Origin of the sequence: Priestia sp. BR_2 (assembly GCF_041954005.1) — a bacterium.
GTDB lineage: Bacteria > Bacillota > Bacilli > Paenibacillales > Paenibacillaceae > Paenibacillus_AQ > Paenibacillus_AQ lautus_A.
Window position 1 is genome coordinate 1 of the sequence record NZ_JAVFHM010000219.1, and the last position, 1,023, is coordinate 1,023.

Annotated in this window: 2 protein-coding genes and 1 pseudogene; all 3 read left to right on the top strand. The window is 33.2% G+C overall.

The annotated features are described in order from the left end of the window. A pseudogene (locus RB298_RS17150) lies at positions 1 to 101 on the top strand (ankyrin repeat domain-containing protein); the annotation flags it as partial. Continuing rightward, positions 92 to 550 carry an immunity protein YezG family protein gene (locus tag RB298_RS17155; RefSeq protein WP_486047664.1) on the top strand — a complete coding sequence of 153 codons (459 nt, stop codon included), beginning with the start codon at positions 92 to 94 and terminating at the stop codon, positions 548 to 550. The pseudogene RB298_RS17150 and the gene RB298_RS17155, both read left to right, overlap by 10 nt. A 76-nt stretch (positions 551 to 626) precedes the next feature. Continuing rightward, positions 627 to 1,023 (top strand): Imm6 family immunity protein (locus RB298_RS17160; RefSeq protein ID WP_486047665.1); only part of this gene is annotated, 397 nt, incomplete at its 3' end.

Sequence of the window (1,023 nt, forward strand, 5' to 3'; positions counted from 1 at the left end):
AAAATATGAAAGAGATGGATGCCTATGAATTTGCGATTGAACGAGGACAAATAGAAATTGCTGAATATTTAAAGCAGAAGGTGGACAGTAAATGGAATTAAAGCTTAATGATATTTATCAAAAGGTGGCCGATAATTTAAAGGAAATAATACAAGAAGACTGGCGAGAAATCTATTTGTATGCAGAAGTAGGAGAAGATTCTCAAACAACGTATTTCTTTTATTATCCAAAAGGAAGCGATGAACCTATATATAGTCATGATATAGCTGAACTATTTGAGGTTTCAGAACAGAGCTACTTAGTGTTATTAGATAAACAGTTAGAGTGCTTTCGTGAGTTGTTAGATGTATTTATAAAAAACAAGCAGGAGATATGGACAAGTTTAACTTTGCATTTAGGTCATGATGGGAAATTTGAGATAGACTACGGGTATGAAGATATTCTTACTGTGGACCCGTATGAACAACAGGTGATTTGGGAGTATAAGTACTTAGGGATTATTTCAGAAAATGAATATGATAAAAAGATCATAAAAAAATTTCTTTCCTAATCATAGAAGAGCAAAAGATATATAGACGGAGGAGTTAAGCTCATCATAGTGAGAGAAGTGGAAATGGAGTTTAAGAATGACTAATGCTAATTTCAATAGTTTAACAGAACATGATAAAGTGATATTCTTTCTGGCACTTTCAGAAAAAGTAGTACCGGTACTTTCTCGTACGGAAGATCAAATTTCAGCCCGGAAAGTTATATGTAAATGCTGGGAATGGTTAAAAGACAAAGAAAATAGTGGAGATACTCTTTATGAATTATTAGATCACGAGGGAAATGGTATCACAGTAATTCAAGAGATGTCAGATAATAAAACAGATGTTATAGCCTGGGACTGTATTATTGATGCAGTTGCTTATACTAGTAGAAAGGCATTTGAAAGAAAAGGCGTCGAATATTATCCCGAACCCATTGCTTTAGTTGATGATACATTAGTAGAGCATTTTCTAAATGGTTTTGAAAGATGCATAG